16 protein-coding genes are annotated in these 19,706 nt (G+C 70.6%); 10 read left to right on the top strand and 6 right to left on the bottom strand.

The genetic code is table 11. The annotated features are described in order from the left end of the window. Window positions 1–18 precede the first annotated feature (18 nt). From HFP89_RS08440 to HFP89_RS15800, 3 genes are read right to left on the bottom strand one after another with little or no spacing between them, the layout of a single operon-like run. Window positions 19–699: a thioredoxin family protein gene (locus tag HFP89_RS08440; protein WP_346775215.1), complete on the bottom strand. Its 681-nt coding sequence runs from the start codon at window positions 697–699 to the stop codon at window positions 19–21. Next, window positions 696–2,795: a protein-disulfide reductase DsbD domain-containing protein gene (locus HFP89_RS08435; protein WP_168717215.1), complete on the bottom strand. Its 2,100-nt coding sequence runs from the start codon at window positions 2,793–2,795 to the stop codon at window positions 696–698. The genes HFP89_RS08440 and HFP89_RS08435 overlap by 4 nt, the downstream gene beginning before the upstream one ends. Window positions 2,796–2,805: 10 nt before the next feature. After that, entirely contained in the window at window positions 2,806–3,402 is a 597-nt protein-coding gene (locus tag HFP89_RS15800; RefSeq protein ID WP_206212280.1) for a helix-turn-helix transcriptional regulator, read from the bottom strand. A 93-nt stretch (window positions 3,403–3,495) separates the two neighbouring features. On the opposite strand from HFP89_RS15800, the gene HFP89_RS08425 reads away from it, so the two are divergent. Together HFP89_RS08425 and HFP89_RS08420 are read left to right on the top strand one after the other, a co-directional pair. Continuing rightward, entirely contained in the window at window positions 3,496–4,188 is a 693-nt protein-coding gene (locus tag HFP89_RS08425) for a cytochrome b/b6 domain-containing protein (protein WP_168717214.1), read from the top strand. A gap of 104 nt (window positions 4,189–4,292) precedes the next feature. Further along, entirely contained in the window at window positions 4,293–5,177 is an 885-nt protein-coding gene (locus tag HFP89_RS08420; RefSeq protein WP_168717213.1) for a PhzF family phenazine biosynthesis protein, read from the top strand. A gap of 52 nt (window positions 5,178–5,229) precedes the next feature. On the opposite strand, the gene HFP89_RS08415 is transcribed toward HFP89_RS08420, so the two are convergent. After that, window positions 5,230–7,956, bottom strand: coding sequence for an EAL domain-containing protein (locus HFP89_RS08415; RefSeq protein ID WP_168717212.1), 2,727 nt, complete (start codon window positions 7,954–7,956; stop codon window positions 5,230–5,232). A gap of 153 nt (window positions 7,957–8,109) precedes the next feature. Here HFP89_RS08415 and HFP89_RS08410 point away from each other — a divergent pair, with 153 nt between their 5' ends. The 6 genes from HFP89_RS08410 (at window position 8,110) to HFP89_RS08385 (ending at window position 13,472) form a co-directional block, all read left to right on the top strand. Then, window positions 8,110–8,532: a GntR family transcriptional regulator gene (locus HFP89_RS08410; protein WP_168717211.1), complete on the top strand. Its 423-nt coding sequence runs from the start codon at window positions 8,110–8,112 to the stop codon at window positions 8,530–8,532. Then, a complete protein-coding gene (locus tag HFP89_RS08405) occupies window positions 8,529–9,566 on the top strand; it encodes a DUF5808 domain-containing protein (RefSeq protein WP_168717210.1) in 1,038 nt (345 codons plus the stop codon). Before HFP89_RS08410 ends, HFP89_RS08405 begins: the two co-directional genes overlap by 4 nt. Before the next feature lie 89 nt (window positions 9,567–9,655). Next, window positions 9,656–10,633: a hypothetical protein gene (locus HFP89_RS08400; RefSeq protein WP_168717209.1), complete on the top strand. Its 978-nt coding sequence runs from the start codon at window positions 9,656–9,658 to the stop codon at window positions 10,631–10,633. Between the two features lie 55 nt (window positions 10,634–10,688). Beyond that, on the top strand, window positions 10,689–11,177 hold the full coding sequence (gene rraA / locus HFP89_RS08395) for a ribonuclease E activity regulator RraA (RefSeq protein ID WP_168717208.1): 489 nt from the start codon (window positions 10,689–10,691) through the stop codon (window positions 11,175–11,177). Further along, window positions 11,174–11,470, top strand: coding sequence for a hypothetical protein (locus HFP89_RS08390; protein ID WP_168717207.1), 297 nt, complete (start codon window positions 11,174–11,176; stop codon window positions 11,468–11,470). The genes rraA and HFP89_RS08390 overlap by 4 nt, the downstream gene beginning before the upstream one ends. A gap of 64 nt (window positions 11,471–11,534) precedes the next feature. Next, window positions 11,535–13,472, top strand: coding sequence for a serine hydrolase domain-containing protein (locus tag HFP89_RS08385; RefSeq protein ID WP_168717206.1), 1,938 nt, complete (start codon window positions 11,535–11,537; stop codon window positions 13,470–13,472). 252 nt (window positions 13,473–13,724) lie between these two features. Here the strand turns inward: HFP89_RS08385 and HFP89_RS08380 are convergent, their stop codons facing one another. Beyond that, the gene (locus HFP89_RS08380; RefSeq protein ID WP_168717205.1) at window positions 13,725–13,943 is read right to left on the bottom strand and encodes an EF-hand domain-containing protein; all 219 of its coding nucleotides are present in this window, start codon (window positions 13,941–13,943) and stop codon (window positions 13,725–13,727) included. 275 nt (window positions 13,944–14,218) lie between these two features. Here HFP89_RS08380 and HFP89_RS08375 point away from each other — a divergent pair, with 275 nt between their 5' ends. Both HFP89_RS08375 and glpQ read left to right on the top strand, forming a co-directional pair. Beyond that, complete coding sequence (locus HFP89_RS08375; RefSeq protein WP_168717204.1) at window positions 14,219–15,205, top strand: hypothetical protein; 987 nt, start codon at window positions 14,219–14,221, stop codon at window positions 15,203–15,205. A gap of 997 nt (window positions 15,206–16,202) precedes the next feature. Continuing rightward, window positions 16,203–17,195, top strand: a complete 993-nt coding sequence (gene glpQ / locus HFP89_RS08370; RefSeq protein ID WP_168717203.1) for a glycerophosphodiester phosphodiesterase — start codon at window positions 16,203–16,205, stop codon at window positions 17,193–17,195. A gap of 962 nt (window positions 17,196–18,157) precedes the next feature. On the opposite strand, the gene HFP89_RS08365 is transcribed toward glpQ, so the two are convergent. Continuing rightward, window positions 18,158–19,510 (bottom strand): hypothetical protein, encoded by a 1,353-nt coding sequence (locus tag HFP89_RS08365; RefSeq protein WP_168717202.1) that lies wholly within the window; start codon window positions 19,508–19,510, stop codon window positions 18,158–18,160. Between the last annotated feature and the right edge of the window lie 196 nt (window positions 19,511–19,706).

Here is a 19,706-nt window from a genome sequence, read left to right as displayed (position 1 = left end):
TTCGGAACGCCGCCCGGGTCAGTACTTGATCGTGCAGCCGTACGGCCGCGTGACCGGCTCGGCCACGGCCCGTCCCGCGGCCAGGTCATCGAGCGCGGCCAGCACGTACTGGGTCGATGTCGGGATGTCGGCCGGGTCGGCGCTGGGGTTGGAGTCGATCCCGCCCATGTAGACCAGCGTGCCTTCGCCGTCGATGATGTACATGTGCGGAGTGACCTGCGCGGCATAGGCGCGGCCGACGTCGCCGGACTCGTCGATCAGCACCGCGGTCGGCGCGGCGCTGCGCGAGGCGGTCAGCGCGTCGGCCTGCTCGGGGCCGACGTGGCCCTGGGCGCCGGGCTTCGAGGAGATGATCGTCAGCCAGACCGCGTCGTGTTCGCCGGCGGCGGTGCGCTGCTGGTCCTGCATGTTGTCGGAGTCGTAGTGCTTCTGGACGAACGGGCACTCGTGGTTGGTCCATTCCAGGATCACCGTCCTGCCGCGGAAATCCGACAGCCGGTGGGTGGTGCCGGCGGTGTCGGTCAGTTCGAATTCGGGCGCAGGCTCGCCGATCACCGGCGCGGCGGCCAGCGGCGCGCTGAGTGCGATCGACAGCAGCAGGGTGGTCAGCAACAGGGTCGGTCGGTTCGGCATGGTCGGGTCCTCTTCGAAGGGATCGGGCAGGGCAGAGTACGAAATCCCGATGTCGATTGCATTCACTCGCCGGCCGCTTCTCGCAGCGCGGCGGCCACGGCGCCCGGCGTCAGCAGCTGCGGCAGGACCACCGGCCGCGGGTCCGGGCCCGGCGGATAGACCACGTACAGCGGTACGCCGTTGCGGCCGAAGGTCTCCAGGTAGCCCGTGATCGCCGGGTCGCGGCGGGTCCAGTCGCCGACCAGGTACTCGAATCCGTAGGCATCGAGCGCGTCCTGGACGGTGTCGGTCGACAGCGCGACGGCCTCGTTGACCTTGCAGGTCACGCACCAGTCGGCGGTCATGTTGACCAGCACGCCGCGGGCCGGGTCGGCGTTCAGCTCGGCCAGCCGCTCGGCGCTCCACGGCTCGGCCCCGGCGGTGGCGGCCCGGCCCGGGGCTTCGAAATCGATCGCGTTCAGCCAGGCGGCCAGCGCGCCGAGCATTGCCAGGCCGATGAGCACGTGGGCCAGGGCCTGGCCGGGCGCAGCAGCAGCGCGGCCGGCCGTGCGCCCGGCCAGCCACAGTGCGAAGGCCAGCGCGACCAGTCCGGCCAGCAGCCAGCTCATGCCGGTGCTGCCGACCTGGTTGCCCAGGACCCACAGCAGCCAGACCACCGTCAGGTACAGCGGAAACGCCATGACCTGGCGGAACGTGACCATCCATGGCCCGGGCCTGGGCAGCCGGCGGGCCAGCGCCGGGACCAGCGACAGCACCAGCATCGGCAGCGCCAGGCCGAAGCCCAGCGCCAGGAACACGGCCATCGCCTGGGCCGCCGGCAGCGCGGCGGCCACACCCAGCGCCGTGCCCATCGCCGGCGCGGTGCACGGACTGGCCACCAGCGTGGCCAGCGCGCCGGTGAAGAACGAACCGCGCAGGCCGTCCGGGCCCGACAGTTCCTGGCCCAGGCCCATCCAGCGCGTGCCCAGATCGAACACGCCCGACAGCGACAGGGCCATGGCGAAGAACAGGTAGACCAGTCCGGCGACGAAGCCCGGTGACTGCAGCTGGAAGCCCCAGCCGATCGCCTCGCCGCCGGCGCGCAGCGCCAGCAGCGCACCGGCCAGCAGCGCGAAGGTCACCAGCACGCCGGCGGTGTAGGCCCCGCCGTGCCGGCCGGCGCGCTCGCCGCTGCCGACCAGGCTCATCGCCTTCAGCGACAGCACCGGGAATACGCACGGCATCAGGTTCAGCAGCACGCCGCCGGCGAGCGCCAGCAGCAGCACGGTGATCAGCGCCAGCGGTTCACGCTCGCCGGACGCCGCGGTGGCGGCCGGGCCGAGCGATTCCAGCGCGCCCGGCCGGGCAGCGACCTCCACGCCGCGCCCGGCCTCGCGATCGACGAGGACCACCCGCAGCGTGTCCGGTGTGCGGCTGAAGAACGGCGACAGCGGCTGGACGACCTGAAGCGTTCCAGCGTCCAGCGCCACGAACGGATCGACGGCGTGCTCGACCAGCGTCGGGTGGGCCGGGAATACTTCGAGCCGGCTCGCGTCCAGGCCGGTCACGTCCTGCACCTGCAGACCGAACTGCCCGCCTTCGGTGGTGAAGGCAGCCGGCCAGTCGACGGCCTCGGGCGTGCGCGCGGCGGTCGCGTCGAAGCGTGCGGCGAACCGCGACGGGGTCGGCGCGGCATCGCGCACCGGCAGGCTCAGGGTCAGTTCGGCCGAGCCCGGGATGCACTCGATCCGGCAGATCAGCCAGTCGGCCTTCACCGCCAGCGTGACCGAGTCGGCGGTCAGGTCGGCCGCCGGGGTGATCGTCACCGGCAGCAGGTGCTGGTCGGAGTAGCCGTAGTTGACCAGGTGCTCGATGCGGTGACGCTCCGGCCACGGCCACTCGATCGGGCCGGCCGCCAGGCCCGCGGGCAGGGTCCAGGCGAACTTCGTTTCCAGCCCCGAATCGCCGGGGTTCTGCCAGTAGGTGTGCCACTCCGGTTCGTGCTCGAAGGTCACCCCGACCCGGAACGGCGTGCCCGGCTGCACGTGCTCGACCGCACTGACCAGCTCGACCACGACGTGGTCGCGCTGGACGGGACCGGACGCCGCTGCTCCGGCCGCACCGGTCGGCAGCAAGGCGAGCGCCAGCAACAGCAGCGGCAGCGGGGGTCGGATCGGGATCATGGCCCTGGACCTAGGGCCCGTCCTGTCGATCGCCGGTCACGGCGTCGACACCTTCGTCGACGTCGTCGGTCGGCGCCGGCAGCAGCAGGTCTTCGAGAAAGAATGCCGAGAGCTCCGAACGGCCGGCCAGCCCGGCCTTGCGGTAGATCGCGCGGGCCTGCTCGCGCACCGTCCGTTCGCCGGTGCCGCGCACGGCCGCGATCTCCTTCAGGCTCAGGCCCTTGAGCAGCAGCAGGCCGATCTGCGCTTCCGCCTCACTCAAGCGCCAGGCCCGGAACTGCGCGTGGATGGCTTCGCCGAGTCCGGCCAGCGTCTGCTGGTAGCGCGCGCGCCAGGCGTCGGCCTGCTCGGTCCGGACGCTCAGCGAGCGCTCCAGCTGGTCCATTCGCCGGCCCGCACGCAGGCGCTGGACGAGGATCAGCGTGAACAGTCCGGTGGCCAGCAACAGCACGCTCAGCTCGAGCACCAGGTGCAGTGCGCCGGCTCCTTCGCCGTAATCGGTGCTCAGGTCCCAGCCGATCAGGACCGCGATCGCGGCCAGCGCGGCCAGCAGCAGGCCGGTCGGCGGGGTCGCGGGCGATGCGTCATTTGCCGGGTCGGAGCTCATCGATCTGCGGCAGTCGGAGCTGCGTCATGTGCCGGATTCCAAGCATATCGCCGGGCGCGCAGTCTGGGGTCACTCATCCGAAGGAGCTGTCGTATGACCCCAACGACCCCCGAACGCCGTTCGGAACCGTCCCGCTCCGGGACCTGGGACCCGATGGTCCGGATCGGCCACTGGCTGCTGGCCGCGGCCTTCGTCACGGCCTGGATCGCCGGTGACGAGTACCAGCAGGTCCACGTGCTGGCCGGCTACACCATCGCCGTGATCCTGCTGGTGCGCTTCGCCTGGGGACTGTTCGGCCCGCACAATGCCCGGTTCAGCCAGTTCGTCCGCGGCCCCGCAGCCGTCGTCCGGTACCTGGAGAGCCTGGTGCGCGGCGAGCCCGAAGCGCACCGCGGCCACAATCCGGCCGGCGGCTGGATGGTCGTGCTGCTGCTGGTGGCGCTGAGTGTGCAGGTCGGCAGCGGCATGACGCTGTACGCGCTGGACGAGGGCAAGGGACCGCTGGCCGCCTGGCTGGCGGCCGAGACCCCGAGCGACGCGGTGGCCGATTCGGTAGCCGGCGCGCGCGGGTCGGCAGGAACGAACGAGCGCGAAGACGACGAGCACGAGGGCCACGACGACGAAGAGGGCGCGCTGGAGGAGGCCGTCGAGGACATCCACGAATTCGGCGCCGACCTCCTGCTGCTGCTGATCGCCCTGCACGTCGCCGGGGTGCTGGTGTCGTCGCTGCTGCACCGGGAGAATTTCGTCCGCGGCATGATCACGGGCCGTCGCTCCGGTCAATGACCGCCGACCGGCACGAAGCATCGAGCCGGACATCCGGCGCCCGGCCGGGCTACCATCAAGGTCAGGTTCATCGCCGAGGGGGTACCGGCCCCGTGGAAGCCAGCATGACCACACGCTGCACCTTCGAGACCTGGGACGTGTTCACCGACCGCCGCTTCGCCGGCAATCCGCTGGCGGTGGTGTTCGAGGCCGACGCGCTGCCGACCGCGACCATGCAGGCCATCGCCGCGGAGTTCGGCTATTCGGAGACCGTCTTCCTGTGCCGGCCCGGCGACGAGGGCGCCGATGCCCGCGTGCGCATCTTCACGCCGACCGGCGAGTTGCCCTTCGCCGGCCATCCGACCGTTGGCGCGGCCTGCGCGCTGGCCCGCGGCGAAGGCCGGCGCGGCGCGCTGCTGCTGGAGCTCGGCGCCGGCCGTTTTCCGGTCCGGCTGACCGGCGGCGACATCGACTATGCCGAGTTCGAGAACCCCAACCCGCCGGCCCTCACCGGCCGAGCGCCCGGCGCCGAGGCCCTCGAGCGGGCGCTGTCGCTGCCGGCCGGCCGGATCGACCGCAGCGACTTCGCGCCGGTCCGTGCCGGTGCCGGGATCGATTTCATCTACGCGCGCACCGATGGCGCGACGCTGGCCGAGGCCCGCGTCGACTTCGCGGCCTTCGACGCACTGGGTCTGGACGGCGCCTGCGGCATCTATCTGTACGCCGAGGATCGGCCGGGACCGTCGACCTTCGAGGCCCGGATGTTCGCCCCCCACATCGGCGTCCACGAAGATCCGGCCACCGGCTCGGCCGCGGCCGGGCTTCCGGCCCATCGTCTGGCCGCCGGGGCCTTGCCCGACGGCCAGCACGAGTGGACGGTCGAGCAGGGCCGAACCATGGGCCGGCCGAGTCGGATCTACGTTCGCCTGTCGGTCAACGCCGGCCGCTGTCTCAGCGTCCGGGTCGGCGGGCATGCGGTGCCGTTCCTGCGCGGCGAACTGGAACTCTGAGCGGCCGCCGGCGACCCGCGAACCGCGGGAGCGAGCCGGACGGCCCGGGCGCTCAGTCCCGGTCGCTGTCGTCGCTCGACGGCGGCTCGATGCGGCGTGACTCCCGGAACCGTTCCAGGAACGCTTCGGCGGTCATCGGCCGGTCGAACAGAAAGCCCTGCGCGAGCGCGCATCCGCGGGCCTGCAGCAGGCGCCGCTGGTCGTCGGTTTCCACGCCTTCGGCGACCACCTCCAGCCCCAGGTCCTCGGCCATGCTGATGATCGCCGAGACGATCGCCGCGTCGTCGGGGTCGTGGCCGAGGTCCTGTACGAAGGACTGGTCGATCTTGAGCTTGCTGATCGAGAACTTCTTCAGGTACGACAGGCTGGAATAGCCGGTCCCGAAGTCGTCGATCGACAGTCGCACGCCCAGCCCGTTGAGCAGCGAGATGACCCGGCTGGCGATTTCGGCATCGCGCATGATCACGCTTTCGGTCAACTCCAGCTCCAGCAGTTCGGCATCCAGCGAGTGGGCGTCGAGCGCGTTGCGGACCTGGTCGACCAGGCCGCCGCGCCAGAACTGCAGCGCCGAAACGTTGACCGCCACCGGCAGCGGCGGCAGGCCGGCGCGCATCCATTCGGCCAGCTGCCGGCAGGCCTCGCCGATCACCCAGTCGCCGATCTCGACGATCAGGCCGCTCTGTTCGGCGATCGGGATGAAGCGCGCCGGCGGGATGTCGCCGAGTTCCGGGTGCGACCAGCGCAGCAGCGCCTCGGCGCCGATGACTTCGCGATCGGCGATCCGCACCACCGGCTGGTAGTGGAGCGACAGCCGGCCGGTACGCAGCGCCTGGCGAAGATCGCTTTCCAGCGTCAGCCGCTCGCGCGCCCGGGCGTTCATTTCCGGCACGAAGAACTGGTAGTTGGCGCGGCCGCGTTCCTTGGCCGCGTACATTGCCGCGTCGGCGTTGCGGATCAGCACTTCGGCATCGACCGCGTCGTCGGGGAACATCGAGATGCCGATGCTCGGGCTGACGCGCAGCTCGTGGCCTTCCAGCACGAACGGATCGGTGAACAGGTCCAGGATGCGCGTGGCACCGCGCGCGGCGCCCTCGGCATCGACGTCGGCCAGCAGGATCAGGAATTCGTCGCCGCCCAGCCGGCTGACCGAATCCTCGCTGCGCAGGCCGCTGCCGAGGCGCTTGGCCACCTGGACCAGCAGCTCGTCGCCGAGACTGTGGCCGAGCGAGTCGTTGATGGTCTTGAAGTGATCGAGGTCCATGAACAGCAGCGCCATCGACTGGCCGACCGACTCTGCATGGTGGATCGCCTGGCGCAGTCGTCGATCGAGCATGGCGCGGTTCGGCAGTCCGGTCAGGATGTCGTAGTGGGCCAGTCGGTGGACCTGCGCCTCGGCCTCCTTGCGTTCGGTGATGTCGTAGATCGCGCCGTCGAAGTACTCCACGTTCCAGTCGCCGTCGAAATGGGCGACGGCATTGTTGACGCCCACGAAACGACTGCCGTCGGCACGGATGAACTCGACTTCGACGTCGCGGTAGAAGCCGTCGCGCTGCAGCCGTTCGAGCAGTTCATCGCGCTGTTCCGGCCGCGCGTAGAGGATCGGCCCGGCGTTTTCGAGCATGGCCTCCGGCCCGTCGTAGCCGAACATCCGGGCCAGCGATTCGTTGGCGTAGACCAGGCCCGCGTCGGGCTGGCCGCGATAGATGCCCTCGAAGATGTTGTCGGTAATCGAGGCCAGCAGGCGTTCGTTCTCCTCCAGTTGGCCGCTGGTTCGCGCCGCCAGAGCGCGCGCCTGCTCGCGGGTCCGGAACAGGGTCAGCAGGTAGGCGACCAGCAGCGCGGTGGACACCAGGCCGGCCAGCAGCACCATGCCGGCCGCCCAGGTCGCCCGACCGGTCTCGGCCAGGGTCATCCGGAAGGTCCGTCCGCCGGCCTCGAGCGTTCGCTCGACCTGCAGCACGCGACCGAGCAGCGAGTCGTCGTCCGGCAACTCGCCGTAGACCGATTCGGCGAAGCGTTCGCCGCCGGTGATGTCGAGCACTTCGAAGCCGCCGCCGTCCCGGGTCGGATCGGGGCTGCCGAACAGTTCGGAAAGCCTCAGCGAGGCGCCGATCCAGCCGGTGTGACGGTTCGAATCGCCCTCGACCCGGATCAGCATCACCACTCCGGGGTCGAACCCGCCGTCCGGTCGGACCAGTCTCAGCGGCTCGGACAGGAACACCGAGGGCTGCTCGCGGGTCAGCCGAAGCGGATCCTGCAGCGCGTCCACCGTGCAGACGTCGCGGCCGATCGACGTCGCGTTCTCGGCGCTCGGCTCGTTGTAGACGATCAGGCAGTAGAACGGTCGATCGCCGGGCGGCCGGATCACCAGCGGAGGGCGGCCGGCGCGGAGTTTCTCGTTCGACAGCCGTTGCATTCCGACCGGGTCGTCGATGAACGCCACCCAGCTCAGGCCGACCAGGCCCGGCATCTTCTGGCCGGCCATCACGTCGCCGGTGAACAGCGCCCAGTCGGTTTCGGAGACGAAGTCGGAGCCGGCGAACAGCGCGCGGCCGGCGTGCAGCAGCGTCTCGTACTTGGCGTAGTGGCCGCGGACCGTGCCCGAGACCTGCTCGATGCGCTCGGACAGCTCGCCGAGCTTGCGCTGGTGCTCGCTTTCGAGCACCCCGGACGTGGCCCAGGCGGTCACCGCCAGCCCCGCCAGCGCAATCAGCACCAGGATCACCGGCGAGGAGTGCGACAGCCGGTCGGTCAGGCTTCGCGATGAACGTCGAGGCATGCGAACGGGCCTTCTGGCAGCCAACGGGGCCGAAGTCCCGTGCAGGATGCCATGTTTCGCCGCCCGGGGTGATTGCCGCGCCCGGGTTTCGGTGCGTTTTGTATGGCGAGCCCATACATTGACTCGGCGCGGCAGATTCGATACAGTTTGTACATGAGCGATGTACAAAAAGCCGCGCCCCGGCTCGAAATCGACCTCCAGTCGGACGTGCCGGTGGTGCACCAGATCACCCGCGGGCTGCGCCGCTGCCTGCTCGACGGCGCGCTGGCGCCGGGCGATCTGCTGCCGTCCTCGCGGGCGCTGGCCCGCGACCTGGGCGTGCACTTCAATACCGTCGCCCAGGCCTATCGTGAACTCGAGGCCGAGGGCTGGCTGGCCTTGAAGCGGCGGGCCGGCAGCGTGGTGCTGGATCGCCGCAGGCCGCGATTGTCGAACGCCGAGCAGGCCCGGCTCGGTGACGAGTACGAAAGCGCGCTGCGCGACCTGCGGGCCGACTACGAGGCCCGCGGACTCGCGCGCGCCGCGCTGGATCAACGAACCCGTCGAGTTCTCGACCCCGAAGGAGACGCGTCATGACGCTATGGATGTTCGGTTCTGCCTACCTGGTGCCTCTTGCGATCGGCGGCCTGATGCTTGCCATGCCCGGGCTTTCGCGCGGCAGCACCTTCTTCGCCGTCACCGTGCCGGCCGGCTTCGCCGAGTCCGACCTCGGGCAAGCGATCCGTCGCCGCTACCTGGCCGGCGTCATCGCAGCGACCCTGATCGCGCTGGCCGCGGTGTCGATCATCGTCACGCCGATCACCGGCGGGCTGGCACCGGAGCCGGCGATGACCGTCGCCCACACCGTGGCGGTGCTGATCATCACGTTCGGGGCACTCGGCACGTTTCTGCACTGCCGTGGCCGGGCGCTGGCCTTCCGTCGCTCCGACCAGGCGCGACGCGCCATCGAGCTCCTGCCGCCGGACCGTCTTGTGGATGTCGTGCCGCGCCCGCTCGGGCTGCACCTGCTACCGTACCTGCCGGTACTCGGCGCGATCGCCTGGCTGGCCGCCCGCGGTCCGATCCCGGCGCCCGACGGCGCGCCGATCGGGTTTGCTGCGACCTACGGCGCACCGCTGTCGATGCTCGGTACCCTGGTGCTGATGCACCTGGTCATGCCGATGGCGCTGCTGATCCGCCGGCTGCCGGGGCATCGCTCGCGGGTCCGGGCGATCAACCGGATGCTGTTGTGGATGATGGTCTGCTGCGGCCTGCTCGGCGGCTGGATCAGCCTCGGCGTGCTCTACGGCGAGCGGTGGATCACCGGTGGGCCGGGCGCGACGGTCCAGATCCTGCTGATCCTCGGCCTGCTGGCCGTGCCGCTGGTCATGCGGTGGCGCGGACGCTTCGACCGGCCCGGCCACCCCGACGAGGGTGACCGCTCGCCCGATGCCGCCTGGAAGCTCGGCATGGTCTATTTCAACCCGGACGATCCGGCGCTGTGGCTGGAAAAGCGCTTCGGGGTGGGGTACACCTTGAATTTCGGCCGGCCGATGGCCTGGGTCATCGTGCTGGGCCTGCTCGGCGCATCGGTCCTGATGATCGCGGTGGCCGTGGTGGCGGTCAGGTAGGCTCGCGGCCGGGCCGGACGCGGTGGCGCGACACGCCGCCGGATCACGTTTGAAGAGTCGAACCCCCGATTCATGAGCGAGTGCTGCCGATGATCCGCACGGTCCTGCTTTTCGTCACCCTGGTGCTCGCCTCGGCCGTGCCGGTTGCCGACGCCGCCTCCGGCGTCATCGAACTGACCGCGTCGTCGGCCGCGCCCGGCCGCAGCGTCGAGCTCTGCGTGTATCGACCGGACGGGCCGGGACCGTTTCCGGTCGTGGTCTTCAGCCAGGACCTCGGCGCCAGCTGCCACGCCAACGCCGACCTGGGCCGTCACTGGGCGCAGCACCGGGTGCTCGGCGTGTTCGTGGCCCACCCCGGCGGCGCCTCGGTCGATTGGACGGGACGGCCGAGCCCGCCGCGCGGTCGCGAGCGGCCCGCGCTGGCCCGCGAGGCCCGCATCGACGATCGGGCCGGCGACGTCCGCGGCGTGCTCGACGCGCTGGCCGGCTGGAACCGCGAGGCCGCTCACCCGCTGGCCGGCGCGGTCGATCTCGACCGGACCGGCGTCGCCGGCGCCTTCTGGGGCGCCTACACCGCCGAAGTCATGACCGGTCGCCGGCCCGTCGGCGGTCCGCCGGTGCTCGCCGACCGACGCATCCGGGCCGCGCTGATGCTCGACCCCGTCGGCCCGGGCGCCATCGCGCCGCCGTCGGCCTACAGCGCCGTGCGCACCCCGTGGATGCTGATCTGGGGCTGGCGCGGCAGCGTGCGGGTGCCGGTCGCGCCGGAGCCGCGCGGCCGGCCGGGCGGCGGGGCCCCGGCACCGGAGGCCGTCTGGCAGGGGCTGCGCGTGCCGGGTTCCTACGAACTGGTGTTCCGCGATGCGCTGGCGCCGCTGACGGCCTATCATCGCGAGCCCCGCCGCGACCCCGGTCGCAACGCCGGCGACCGCGACCACATCGTCCGCGAGCTGACCACGGCGTACTGGAAGGCCACGCTGAACCACGACGCCGACGCCCGCCGCTGGCTCAACGGGCCGGCCGCGCGCGACCTGCTCGGCAACGGCGATCGCTGGCGCCACCGCTGAGCGAGCCGGTATCCTCGCAGCACGGCCCCGACCACCTGCGAGGAGAACTGTACCGATGCCCACCGCCACGCCCGATCTCTGCGATGCCCATCCCGACCACGTCTCCGTCATCACCGGCCTGCACTGGCGCATGTTCGGCGGCCGCGGCGCGTTCGGCGGCGAAGTCGAGACCGTCAAGTGCTTCGAGGACAACTCGCGGATCAAGCAACGGTTGGCCGAGCCCGGGCACGGCAAGGTGCTGGTCGTCGATGGCGGCGGCTCGCTGCGTCACGCCCTGATCGGCGACATGATCGCGGCCAGGGCGGCCGAGAACGGCTGGGCCGGCGTCGTCATCCACGGTGCCTGCCGCGACGTCGAGGTGCTGGCCGGCATCGACTTCGGCGTCTGCGCGCTGGGCTGCGTGCCGATCAAGAGCGTTCGCCGTGACGAAGGGCAGCTGAACGTGCCGCTGACCATCGGCGGGGTGGTCATCCGGCCCGGCGACTTCGCCTACGCCGACGCCAACGGTGTGATCGTCGCCGATCGCGACCTGGACGCCGGATGAGCGCCTGGTACGACCCGGTGATGTTCGTGCTGTTTGCCGCGCACCTCGTTCCGATGCTCGTGGTCGGACTGAAACGCCGCGAGATCTACTACCTGGCCCCGATCACCACCTTCGCGCTGCTCACCGCGACCTTCGGCCTGCGCCTGTTCGCGCCGGAGCTGCAGGTCGGCAGCACGCCGCTGCACGTCCCGGTTCGCTACGCGGCCTGGGCTGCCGCGGCGGTCTCGATTCCCCTGTTCATCGTTCGGCTTTGCAGGCGACGGCGCGAGGCCGCCGTGTCGAGCGAGGCCTGATCATGGTCCCGACCGCGCCGCGTCCGGCCGATTCGGTGACCCCACCTTGTTCGGAGATTGCCGCATGACCCTGCTGATTCGCTGGATCGCATTGCCCATGTTGCTTGCCCTGGTCGCGGCCGCGCCGGCCCGGGAACCGTCGCCCGCCGCCGAGCCCGTTTCGCCCGGCCCGACAGCGCAGGCCCCGGCCGACCCCTTGCTCGGGTTCGCCGACGGGCTGGTCGCCGCCTACCGCTACGACAAGAACCTGCCGGGGCTCACGCTGGCCGTGACCGCGCCCGACGCGGTCCGCGTGCTGCGCGGCTACGGCTACGCCGACGCCGAATCCGGCGCCCCGGTCGATCCGCAGACCACGCTGTTCCGGATCGGGTCGATTTCCAAGACCTTCATCTGGACCGCGGCCATGATGCAGGTCGAGGCCGGTCGGCTGGACCTGGACGCCGACGTCAACGACTACCTCGACGCCTTCGAGATCGAAGCGGCCTTCGACGCACCGGTCACGATGCGCCACCTGATGACCCATACCGCCGGGTTCGAGGACTCGATCAAGGTCTTCACCTTCGCCGACGACGACCCCCGATCGCTGGCCCGGGCGCTGGCCGAGACCCGGCCGGCCCGGGTCCATCCGCCGGGTGCGCGGACCTCGTATTCGAACTGGGGCTCCGCGCTGGCGGCGCACATCGTCGAGCAGGTCGCGGGCAAGGCGTTCGCCGATCTGCTCGCCGAGGACCTGCTGGCGCCGCTGGGCATGGCCAACACCACCATCGTCGCACCGGCCCGGCTCGAGGCGCCGCTGGCCGAGCAGATGGCGACCGGTCACGAATACAGCGACGGACGTCACCTGGCCGGCGAGCCGATGCAGATCGGGCCGTTCGCGCCGGCCGGCGCGATCGCTTCGACCGCCGCGGACATGGCGCGCTGGATGCGCTTCCACCTGAATCGCGGCGAGCTCGAAGGTGTGCGGCTGCTTTCGCCGGAAACCCACGCCGTGCTGTGGCAGCGCGCCTTCGACGGCCCCGAAGCGGCCTCCGGCGTGTCACACGGGTTCCAGTCCCGGACCCTGCGCGGCATCCGCGTGGTCGGCCACGGCGGTTCGACCGGCATGTTCAACTCGAACATGATGCTGGCGCCCGATCTGGGCATCGGCGTGTTCGTCTCCCAGAACTCGGGCCAGGGCGGCTATGCGGCGGTCGGGGCCATCACCGATCGGCTCATCGAGCGGGCCGCCGAGCTGGCCGGCGTCGCGCCGGTGAGCGGCGCGCTGCGCCCGGCCGAGGGCCTGTCCGACTACGCCGGCGCCTACATCAACAACCGCCGCTCGTTCACCACAATGATGCGTGCCTTCGCGATGTCGGTGTCGATGTCGGTCGAGGCAACCGACGACGGCGAACTGCTGGTCCACGACGGCGAGACGGCCTACCGGTACGCGCCGGTCGAGGGCGCGCCGGACCTGTTCGAGAACGCGCGCGGCGCGCGCATCCGGTTCGTGCGCGACGCCGACGGTGCCGTCGTCGCGCTCCAGGACCACTCGGGCGTGCACAGCCACGAGCGCGTGGCCGGCGTCGAGTCGCCGGCCACCGTGGGCGTGATCGCGGGGGCCGCGATTCTGCTGACCCTGACCACGCTGCTGGGCTTCTGGCGCCGCTTCCGGCAGGTGCCCGAGCGCAGCGCCGCGGGCCGCCGCGCTGCGCTGGCCGCGTTCGTGGCGGCCTGCATGGTGCTGCTCTACATTGCCTTCGGCATCGTGGCGCTCATTGCGCTGTCGTCGCTCGATGCGGCCGACTTCACGACCTATCCGCCCGGATCGGTCCAGGCCTTCGCGTTCGCCGGCTACGGGCTTGCCGCGGCCGCGGCGCTGGCGCTGTTCGGTCTGTGGCCGGCATGGCGGGGCTCGAACTGGGGCGTCTTCCGCCGGCTGCACTACAGCGCCTTCGCGCTGGCGCTGGCGGCAATGGCGTGGATCCTGTGGCGCTGGAACTTCTACGGCGCGCCGTACATCTGAAGCGGCGGTCCGGCGATCCGGGTCGGTCCGCCCTCGTTGGCGGGGCGACGACGGGCCATCGCGATGCGGGACGTTCGCTTGCGCTCACGGCGAAGTCATCCGATTCCTTCCGGCGCGTCGGAAGGACACCGGCATGGCCAGCGCCAGGGCTGTGCCGCGCCCGTCGTCAGCCGCCCGGTGATCGGCAAGATCAGCAGCGCAAGGAACGGCGGATCGAGACTCCGGAAAAGAGGCGCAGATCGGAAGTGGCGGTCAGATCGCGTACTCGATGATCAGATCGACCAGCTCGTCGCGCGAGATCACGTTGTCGTGATTGGCGTCGAACTCGTCGAAGATCTCCTGCCGGGTCTTCACTCCGTGCTGGCCCAGCAGGCAATCGATCAGGTCGACGAACTCCCCGCGCGAGATCACCCCGTCCTTGTTCTTGTCGAATTCCTCGAACAGCGCTTCGACCAGTTCACGACGATTCATGGCGGGTTCCTCGATGGAGTTGCAGAAAGGATAGCGGCTTTGGGGCGGGGGCTGGGGAGGGTGGGATTCAGTGCCCGGGTTTCCGGTTTTCAGTGCATTCGTGCACGGGGGCGCGTGGCGCGTCAGGAAGCTCTGCGCCGTCGGGTGGCGCTGGTTCGGTTTCCCGTTGCCGCCGCCGGAATCGGCATTGTCCTGCTGCGCACCGCATCGACATCGGCGGGCACTGCCCTTCGCCGTATACTCATCGGCGGAGTCAATCGGAACCGGGAGTTCCCATGAATCGAATCATCGCTGCTTCCGTGATCGCTGCGGGGCTGTCGTGGACCGTCGCGGCGCAGGGCCAGACCGAGATCCTCACCGCCGAGGGCCGCTTCGGCGCCGGTTCGCCCAACGAGCACCGTTTCGACGTCGAGGCCGGGCAGACCATCGAAGTCATCGCGCGCGGGATCGGCGTGGGCGCCGACACCACCCTGAACGCCACGCTGCCCAACGGCGAGTCGCTGTACAACGACGACTACGACGGCCTCGATGCCGGTTTCGTGCGGACCTTCGCCACCGGCGGCACCGTCAGCGTCGAAGTCAGTCCGCTGTCCGGCAGCGCCGCCGAGGGCGGTTACAGACTGATCGTCCGGGCGCTGCCGCCGGCGGCCACGATGGCGATCGGCGATACGGTCCAGGGTCGCCTGATCGGCGGCACGGGCGATCGGTACCAGGTCGTCGGCCAGTCCGGTGACCGCGTGGTCATCGACCTGAAGTCCTACGACTTCGATGCCTTCCTCACCCTCACCGATTCGGCGGGCAACGAGTACACCGACGACGACGGCGGCGACGAGGGCTACAACAGCCGGCTGCAGTACAGCTTCCGCGAGGCCGGCACCGTCACCATCACGGCCGGCAGCCTGGGCAGCGCCGACGGCCGCTACACGCTGGCGGTCGAGCCGCTGAGCACCGAGAACGTCGTCCGGCACGAGGGTGCGCTTACCCCCGACGACCCGCGGGCCTACGACGGCCAGCTCTACGACGCCTACGAAATCGAAGGCCAGGCCGGCGACACCGTGTCGATCGCGCTGGAGTCGGACGATTTCGATACCGTCGTCTACATCGCCAACCCCGACGGCACCAACCTGGGCCGCAACGACGACGGCACCGACGGCACCAACAGCGAACTCATCGTCCGCCTGTTCGAAACCGGCGCCCACACGATCTACGTCACCGCCCTGTCCGACGCCACCGGCGACTATGTGCTGACCATCTACCAGTAGCGACCGTTTCGCGCGGAATCCGCCCTCCCGCAGCCGGAACCATCACCGATCTCGAACGAAGGCCTGGGGGAGGCCGATTACCGGCGAACGGTGGCCCGGCCGTTCGCGCGCAAGCGCCCTCCAACAGGAAAATCAGCGCAACGCCCGATCGAAGGCCCGTTGGAGGCCGCTCGCGGGCGAAGGGCGGCCCGACCGGTTCGCGCGCAAGCGCCCTCCAACAGGAAAATCAGCGCCGGCGCCGGATCGAAGGTCTGTTGGAGGCCGCTCGCGGGCGAAGGATGGCCCGACCGGTTCGCGCGCGAGCGCCCTCCAACAGGCGAAGCCAGCGGACCGCACGAACGAAGGCCTGTTGGAGGCCGCTCGCGGGCGAAGGCCGGCCCGACCGGTTCGCGAGCAAGCTCCCTCCAACAGAAAAATCAGCGCAACGCCCGATCGAAGGCCTGTTGGAGGCCGCTTGCGGGCGAAGGGCGCCCCGTCCGGTTCGCGAGCAAGCTCCCTCCAACAGAAAAATCAGCGCAACGCCCGACCGAAGGCCTGTTGGAGGCCGCTCGCGGGCGAAGGCCGGCCCGACCGGTTCGCGCGCAAGCGCCCTCCAAAAGGCGAAGCCAGCGCAACGCCCGAACGAAGGCCTGTTGGAGGCCGCTTGCGGGCGAAGGGTGGTCCGGCCGGTTCGCGAGCAAGCGCCCTCCAACAGGCGAAGCCAGCGCAACGCCCGAACGAAGGTCTGTTGGAGGCCGCTCGCGGGCGAAGGCCGGCCCGACCGGTTCGCGCGCAAGCGCCCTCCAAAAGGCGAAGCCAGCGCAACGCCCGATCGAAGGCCTGTTGGAGGCCGCTCGCGGGCGAAGGGTGGCCCGACCGGTTCGCGCGCAAGCGCCCTCGGACAGTCGAACCCATCGCCGGCGACCGATCGGCGGTTCGTTCCCTCGCCGCACTTTCCCTGCAAGAATACCGACACGTTCATCGCCTACGCTATCGCCATGCCTCCCGGAGTTTCCGCATGCGCTGGATGGTTCTGTTCATGGCCGCCACGGTGAGCGCCACGGCGCTGGCCGACACCCGCATCATCGCCCATCGCGGCGCGTCGGCCCATCTGCCGGAGCACACGATGGCGGCCTACCTGCTGGCCTACGGGCAGGGCGCGGATTTTCTGGAGCCGGACCTGGTGCTGACCCGCGACGGCGTGCCGGTCGCGCTGCACGACCGGACGCTCGATGCGACCAGCGACGTGGCGCAGGTCTTCCCGGGTCGCGCGCGCGACGACGGGCTTCACTACGCGATCGACTTCACGCTGGCCGAGCTCGAGCGGCTGAACTTCGGCGAGCGGGTCGAACCGGAGACCGGCCAGGCGCGCTATCCGGATCGCTGGCCGGTCGGGCAGGGCCGCTTCGGGATCGTCACGCTCGAGGCCCTGGTCGAGACCACCCGATCGCTGAACCGCTCGACCGGCCGGCGGGTCGGGCTGTACCCGGAGCTGAAGTTTCCGTCCTTCCACCGCGACCACGGGCAGGACATCGCCGCGGCGGTCGTCGCCGTCCTCGACCGGCACGCCCTGCCGTCCGACGACCTGCCGGTCTGGATCCAGTGCTTCGAGCCCGAAACGCTGCGCGACCTCCGTGACGCCCACGGCGACCGCTTCACGCTGATCCAGCTTCTGGCCGAGCGCGAATGGGCCGGCTACGAGGACGTCGACTGGGACGCGATGTGGGCCGCCGACGGCCTCGATGCCGTCGCGGCCTACGCCGACGGCGTCGGTCCGCCGCTGGCGCGGCTCCTCGAGCGAACCGACGACGGCGTCGTCCCGTCGGTGCACCTGCAGGCCGCCCGCGAACGCGGACTGGTCGTCCATCCGTTCACCTTCCGTCGCGAGTCGATGCCCGAAGGCGTCACGCTCGAAGCGATGCTGGGCCTGTTCATCCACGAACTCCGGGTCGAAGCCCTGTTCACGGACCACCCCGGCGTCGCCGTCGCCGTTCGCGCGCAAGCGCCGTAGACCCTACCGGCGCAGCACGCTCGCGGCCATCCCCGTGAACGTCTTCCTGTGGGGAGGCCGCTTGCGGGCGAAGGGCGGCCCGACCGGTTCGCGCGCAAGCGCCCTCCCACAGTCGATCAGGGCGAGGCGGCGCGATTCACCTGTTGGAGGCCGCTTGCGGGCGAAGGGTGGTCCGGCCGGTTCGCGAGCAAGCTCCCTCCAACAGGCGAAGCCAGCGGACCGCCCGACCGAAGGCCTGTTGGAGGCCGCTCGCGGGCGAAGGGTGGCCCGATCGGTTCGCGAGCAAGCTCCCTCCAACAGGCGAAGCCAGCGCAACGCCCGAACGAAGGCCTGTTGGAGGCCGCTCGCGGGCGAAGGATGGCCCGACCGGTTCGCGCGCAAGCGCCCTCCAACAGGCGAAGTCAGCGGACCGCCCGATCGAAGGCCTGTTGGAGGCCGCTCGCGGGCGAAGGGCGGCCCGACCGGTTCGCGCGCAAGCGCCCTCCAACAGTCGATCAAAGCGAGGCGGCTCGATTCACCTGTTGGAGGCCGCTCGCGGGCGAAGGGCGGCCCGACCGGTTCGCGCTCGAGCGCCCTCCAACAGTCGATCAAAGCGAGGCGGCTCGATTCACCTGTTGGAGGCCGCTTGCGGGCGAAGGGCGGCCCGATCGGTTCGCGAGCAAGCGCCCTCCAACAGGCGAATCAGCACCGGCGCCGGATCGAAGGCCTGTTGGAGGCCGCTTGCGGGCGAAGGGCGGCCCGCCCGGTTCGCGAGCAAGCTCCCTCCAACAGGCGAAGTCAGCGGACCGCCCGATCGAAGGCCTGTTGGAGGCCGCTTGCGGGCGAAGGGTGGCCCGACCGGTTCGCGCGCGAGCGCCCTCCGGCAGTCGAATCCGTCGGCGTCGCGATCGCGGGTCCGACACGACGACCGGCCGCGACGCCCGGGGCATCGCGGCCGGTTCGCCGACCCGTGGCGGGGCGGATCAGAACAGCGGCGGACCGAGTCGGCGTTCGAGCCGGGGCGTGATCGTGCCGCGGTAGTTCGACAGCACCGTCTGCGGACCGCCGATATCGATGTTGCCGTTGGTGAACTGCTGGACACCGAAGGCGATCACTGCCTCGCCGATGTAGCGATGCCCGTCCGATGCCGTCAGCTCCACCGGCGGCACGATCGCGCTTTCGAAGCGGATCTCGGCGATCCCGCCGTCGGTTCCGGCCTGGACCAGCGGGGTCATCGGAAACTCCGGCAGGCCCGGGTGGCCGAGGACCGGCGACGGCACGGCGACCGGCGGATCGAGGATCACGGCCTCGAGGTCGAAGCCCAGCACCTGCAGGATCTGTCCGTGGTTGATCCGCGCCAGGCCGCTGGTGCCAAGCACCCGAACGCCGTTGCGATCGACCACGCGCAGCCCGGCGCGCGTTTCGGTGAAATACCCCGGCTGGGTCTCGTAGCGCTCCAGCGGTCGGTGGATCACGATGTCGGTCCTGCCGTTGGCGCCCGGCGGAATCGAAATTTCCGCGTGGACGGCCACCGCAGTCAGTGCAGCCGCGACGGCCTCGAGCGGCTCGCTCCAGGTGTCGACCCGGCAGCTATCCTCGAAGCAGACCCGGCTGCGGACCTGGCCGAACCCGGCCTCGCTGTCGACGGCCTTCGAAAGGTCCGGGCCCAGGGCGCTGGCCGGTGCGTGCTGGGCCTCGTCGCTGAAGCCGGCGAGGGCGGTGCCGTCGATCGTGCTCATCGTGCCGCCGCCCACGCGCAGAATCGAGATCGTCGCGCCGATCCGGTCGGCGGGCGCGGCCAGCCCGGCGTTCGGGTCCTGGCTCCACATTCCATCGACGAACCGCTGGGCGATCGTCGCGCAACCGGGCCACCGGCCGTTCGGCACCGCCTGGCTTTCGAGCTGCGCCCGAGCCATCTCGACGATCTCGACCGAGCCGGCCGGGGCGTCGCCCAGATCGATCCTGAGCGGATTCGACGTGGTGCCGGACGTGCCCATGCCGTTTTCCAGCAGCACGCACGAGGCATCCGGGGCGCGCAGCTCCGTCACCCCATCGACGCGGGTGATCGCCGCGATCCACTGGTCGCGCGCGTTCAGGTACAGACCCAGCGCCAGCCGGACCTCGCCTTCCTCGTCGAGCACGCGCACCCGCACCGCGCTGGGTTCCTCGGCGTCATTGCGTACCGTCAACAGCGAATCCTGCTCGGCATGCACCGTCCAGTACGGCACGATCACCGCGCTGCCGATGCCGGTCTCGGCGCGGTGCAGGGGCCCGGCCTGGGCGCTTGTGAACATCAGGACGGCCAACGCCGCCGCACTCGATCGAATCGATTTCATGGCTCCTGCCCCTCGATGGGCAATCAAACGGGTTCGAGGAAGGATCACGTAAGCCATGCCCGATCCTGATCAATCGATCGCCGACTCATCGGCTCGTCGACGACGAGGGTCCGCGCCGAACGGGCAGACCGGACCGCCCGCTCCAGCCCCGTCGTCGCGGGGCGCGGCAGGCGAACCCAGACCCTCGCGATGCAAT

Source organism: Wenzhouxiangella sp. XN79A (genome assembly GCF_012272825.1).
In the GTDB taxonomy this organism is placed as follows: Bacteria; Pseudomonadota; Gammaproteobacteria; order Xanthomonadales; family Wenzhouxiangellaceae.
The sequence above is the reverse complement of the archived record's forward strand: the minus strand, read 5'-3'. Positions and strand labels throughout refer to the sequence as shown.

Coding starts and splice junctions, on each gene's coding strand:
- HFP89_RS08435 (WP_168717215.1), bottom strand. CDS start 2,795: ATGATCCCGATCCGACCCCCGCTGCCGCTGCTGTTGCTGGCGCTCGCC.
- HFP89_RS15800 (WP_206212280.1), bottom strand. CDS start 3,402: ATGAGCTCCGACCCGGCAAATGACGCATCGCCCGCGACCCCGCCGACC.
- HFP89_RS08425 (WP_168717214.1), top strand. CDS start 3,496: ATGACCCCAACGACCCCCGAACGCCGTTCGGAACCGTCCCGCTCCGGG.
- HFP89_RS08420 (WP_168717213.1), top strand. CDS start 4,293: ATGACCACACGCTGCACCTTCGAGACCTGGGACGTGTTCACCGACCGC.
- HFP89_RS08415 (WP_168717212.1), bottom strand. CDS start 7,956: ATGCCTCGACGTTCATCGCGAAGCCTGACCGACCGGCTGTCGCACTCC.
- HFP89_RS08410 (WP_168717211.1), top strand. CDS start 8,110: ATGAGCGATGTACAAAAAGCCGCGCCCCGGCTCGAAATCGACCTCCAG.
- HFP89_RS08405 (WP_168717210.1), top strand. CDS start 8,529: ATGACGCTATGGATGTTCGGTTCTGCCTACCTGGTGCCTCTTGCGATC.
- HFP89_RS08400 (WP_168717209.1), top strand. CDS start 9,656: ATGATCCGCACGGTCCTGCTTTTCGTCACCCTGGTGCTCGCCTCGGCC.
- rraA (WP_168717208.1), top strand. CDS start 10,689: ATGCCCACCGCCACGCCCGATCTCTGCGATGCCCATCCCGACCACGTC.
- HFP89_RS08390 (WP_168717207.1), top strand. CDS start 11,174: ATGAGCGCCTGGTACGACCCGGTGATGTTCGTGCTGTTTGCCGCGCAC.
- HFP89_RS08385 (WP_168717206.1), top strand. CDS start 11,535: ATGACCCTGCTGATTCGCTGGATCGCATTGCCCATGTTGCTTGCCCTG.
- HFP89_RS08380 (WP_168717205.1), bottom strand. CDS start 13,943: ATGAATCGTCGTGAACTGGTCGAAGCGCTGTTCGAGGAATTCGACAAG.
- HFP89_RS08375 (WP_168717204.1), top strand. CDS start 14,219: ATGAATCGAATCATCGCTGCTTCCGTGATCGCTGCGGGGCTGTCGTGG.
- glpQ (WP_168717203.1), top strand. CDS start 16,203: ATGCGCTGGATGGTTCTGTTCATGGCCGCCACGGTGAGCGCCACGGCG.
- HFP89_RS08365 (WP_168717202.1), bottom strand. CDS start 19,510: ATGAAATCGATTCGATCGAGTGCGGCGGCGTTGGCCGTCCTGATGTTC.